At 34.9% G+C, this 2,994-nt stretch carries 5 protein-coding genes; 1 reads left to right on the top strand and 4 read right to left on the bottom strand.

Going from position 1 to position 2,994, the window contains the following annotated elements; translation table 11 throughout:
• Positions 1-120: 120 nt before the first annotated feature.
• On the bottom strand, positions 121-588 hold the full coding sequence (locus J3U42_RS12120; protein WP_220218604.1) for a hypothetical protein: 468 nt from the start codon (positions 586-588) through the stop codon (positions 121-123).
• Positions 589-596: 8 nt separating this feature from the next.
• Positions 597-1,481 (bottom strand): hypothetical protein, encoded by an 885-nt coding sequence (locus tag J3U42_RS12115; protein ID WP_267336590.1) that lies wholly within the window; start codon positions 1,479-1,481, stop codon positions 597-599.
• On the opposite strand from J3U42_RS12115, the gene J3U42_RS12455 reads away from it, so the two are divergent.
• Positions 1,394-1,594: a SymE family type I addiction module toxin gene (locus J3U42_RS12455; RefSeq protein WP_416380466.1), complete on the top strand. Its 201-nt coding sequence runs from the start codon at positions 1,394-1,396 to the stop codon at positions 1,592-1,594. The genes J3U42_RS12115 and J3U42_RS12455 overlap by 88 nt on opposite strands.
• Positions 1,595-1,670: 76 nt before the next feature.
• Here J3U42_RS12455 and J3U42_RS12110 read toward each other — a convergent pair whose 3' ends face one another.
• Positions 1,671-2,159, bottom strand: coding sequence for a hypothetical protein (locus J3U42_RS12110; RefSeq protein WP_267336589.1), 489 nt, complete (start codon positions 2,157-2,159; stop codon positions 1,671-1,673).
• The coding region (locus J3U42_RS12105) for a VENN motif pre-toxin domain-containing protein (protein ID WP_267336588.1) at positions 2,156-2,994 on the bottom strand (839 nt) is incomplete at its 5' end. The genes J3U42_RS12105 and J3U42_RS12110, both read right to left, overlap by 4 nt.

Raw genomic sequence — 2,994 nt, 5'->3', positions numbered from 1 at the left:
CCGGCATCGATAAGGGTAGGGGGCTTTAGCAGTTAGGATTTTATGTCGGTTGCCCTGTTATCATTAAGATTGAACAGGGCAAGTTAATTATAGAGCCTGATTTATTAAAAAAGGAATTTGTTAACATATAATTTCATAAAGTGTGTCAGGCGGTGCCTGGTATGCTTCAAAATCAGCATGGATGACTTCCCTCATTTCAGAAAAACTTATTTTTTTAATCGTTTCTATTTGGTTGCATTCAGTCATGGATACAACCATTTTAGATGCATTAGTAATTTTGATCATATCAATCAATGTATTAATAAGTATATCTAGACGTTCTTTCGGATCTGCAGGAAAGCCAATATCTGTATCTGGTGCATATTGGTCATAATCTATTAAATAAGTAGCATTAATAGAATTAGGACCATCACTTATATCAAATATAAAAGCCTCCATGTTTGGTATTAAATTTATGGGGTAATTAAATAATTCTCTTTTTTCAATTTTTCGAATATTAATTGAACATACTTTTATGTAATCATCTAATTTTAATTTATAATCTATATTTATATCTGGCAATATATAACCATATACATCATTTGACATAATATTTCCTATTTTTTATCTAAAATCCAAGGACCAACGGGCTTACCATTTTCATCAATTTGTCTGTAATAGCTTTTATCTTTATATATTTTGCCGTTATGAGATTTATAAGTTTGCTTATGTTCATGCGGTGGAACTTTTCCATTTTCGTCATATCCAAGTTTCCCATGTGTTTTTTGTTGCCCATAATCTTCTCTTGAGAACATATTACCTCTTTCATCATAATAAGTAACACTCCTAGAACCATCTGCTCTCGATACCTCATAAATTGAGTTTGGCGTAGAGGTTTTTGGTGCTTTACCTGATGGTACAATGATGTGTTCAATAATCACTTTATTTGTTGCTGGGTTAATAATTGGATTGGATGATGTACTATTTGCCCCCTTACCAGCATTAATTTGTTGTTCTTTCGCTACATGTTCACCAAATTTACTACTTTCGTTTGCTTTCTGATTGGCAGCCTGATTATCAAGTATTTTATCCTTAGTCTCTTTATAATTTCCACCATCTTGTTCAACATTTCCTTTTCCGTGTTGTAGCTCTAAGTCTGTTTTGTCTAATGGTTTGTTGGCAGCAGTTCCCTTTCCGGCATTGGTTGCAGTTTTTCCGATCAACTGCTTGGTGTTACCGAATACTTTTTGTATTCTAGGCAGAGTAATCCCAGCTCCAACTATACCATGAACTGTCATCATGCTACCCATATAATAGCCAGCCATTTTTTGTGCATCTTCTTCGTTGTAACCCCAACGCTGAAAAGATAACACCACGCCATCATAGATACTGCGCAATTCATTTGCTTCTTTTGATGTTGATGCTAATAGTTGGTTTATTTGATGATAATCTGCCTGATTTTCGACAGGATATAAATAAGTATATTGTTGGTAGGTCTTCAATGCATCTTAAAGGTAATTGGTTAGAGCAAGCTGGGTTTACGACAGGGCAACCAGTCACCATTACCGCTAAAAAGGGTAGGTTGATTGTTGAACTTGCGAAGCAGAACGCATAATTGATAAATGATAGACCAGTTCTGCGATAAGGATCGCAGAACTGGATTGAATGATTATTTGTAAGTTACGCTTTATTTATTGGATGATATTAAGGCCTACACTGTCTACTAAATTTTTTATCGTTTTTTGGAGTGATACTAACTCATCGTTATCTTTTAAAAAGAAAAACTGATGTGTTAAATCATAACCAGCAACAGAAAACATAAGTAATGAGGGATACAAAATTTGACATAGTGGCTTTTCTTTCATCGCATTCCTTACCGCTAACTTATATTCATCAAAATTCAATGGATACAAATTACCATTGATACATACAAGCTCTTGTTTGTCTGATAAATAATATAATGATTCATATAATTTTATAAATTTATTCTCAATATTTTTGAATAATTTTTCTTTTTCAACATTGCTTTTAACATCAGAATAACAAACTAATTCTGCTTTACAATATTCCTCTTCATTTAAATAATGGTCAAAATAGGAAATAGTTATTACATTATAGGCATCCATAAAACTATCATCATCAAAATCTATCGATAAAAAACTGTCAATTAATTTATTCATTTTCTTAACACACTCCCATTTTCATCTAACGTTGCAATCCGATTTCCTTTTTTATTAGTAAGCTTCCACGCACTTCCACCATGAGAATTAGCGCCAGCCCTATCAGGAGAAAGAATCCAGCCAGTCTTTGGATCAACATAATTTGCTTTACCACCAGATACTCTTTGTCTATTTGTAAATTTACTCAAATCAATTTGGTCACCTTTGTTTAAATCACCTTTGTAATCAACAAAAGATTTATTTTGATTAGTAAGAATAAAATCCCGCCAATCAACAACATCTATTTCAGGACCCTCAAAAATACCACTATTCTTATCTTGCTCCACTATTGGCGAGACTAATTTTCCATCGTCTTTATTTTGTTGAGCAATAGGGGTAACTAGCTTTCCATCATCTTTATCTTGTTCTTGAATTGTCGAACCAGGTAAAGGAGGTAATGGTTCTGGGATTGGATACCCTTCATTTTTATGAGACGCACCATAAATTTCATAAGTTTTTAGTACTGCATTTTCGAAGTTACTATCTCCTATCGGATCAGCTAATGCAAGATCAATTAATTTCCGTTGTTCAAACGTTAGACTGGTTAAAAAAGATTCGGCTTCAGCAATACTTAATCCTTTTCCAACTAGTACATCTAATGCTGTAATTGTTACTGGTTGCCCCAGTGTTCCTGGTCGAAGAACTCGCCAGCCAATCATTGCTGCTTGAGCCAAAGCATTATTCTCAACCGCATTCTTCCCGGCAGCAATCGCCGCACCGGCAGCGCCGGTATCACCGCCACCGGCGGCAATCGCCAGGCCGGCTGCCAGCTGGGCGAGGGCGCTGATGTTTTGTT

It is taken from the genome of Gilliamella sp. B2923 (genome assembly GCF_026536565.1).
In the GTDB taxonomy this organism is placed as follows: Bacteria; Pseudomonadota; Gammaproteobacteria; order Enterobacterales; family Orbaceae; genus Gilliamella.
This window is presented reverse-complemented; position numbering and strand designations above follow the sequence as displayed.

Bases quoted from the DNA above. Each gene is read 5' to 3' on its own strand.
- J3U42_RS12120 (WP_220218604.1), bottom strand. From the start codon at position 588: ATGTCAAATGATGTATATGGTTATATATTGCCAGATATAAATATAGAT.
- J3U42_RS12455 (WP_416380466.1), top strand. From the start codon at position 1,394: ATGTTGATGCTAATAGTTGGTTTATTTGATGATAATCTGCCTGATTTT.
- J3U42_RS12110 (WP_267336589.1), bottom strand. From the start codon at position 2,159: ATGAATAAATTAATTGACAGTTTTTTATCGATAGATTTTGATGATGAT.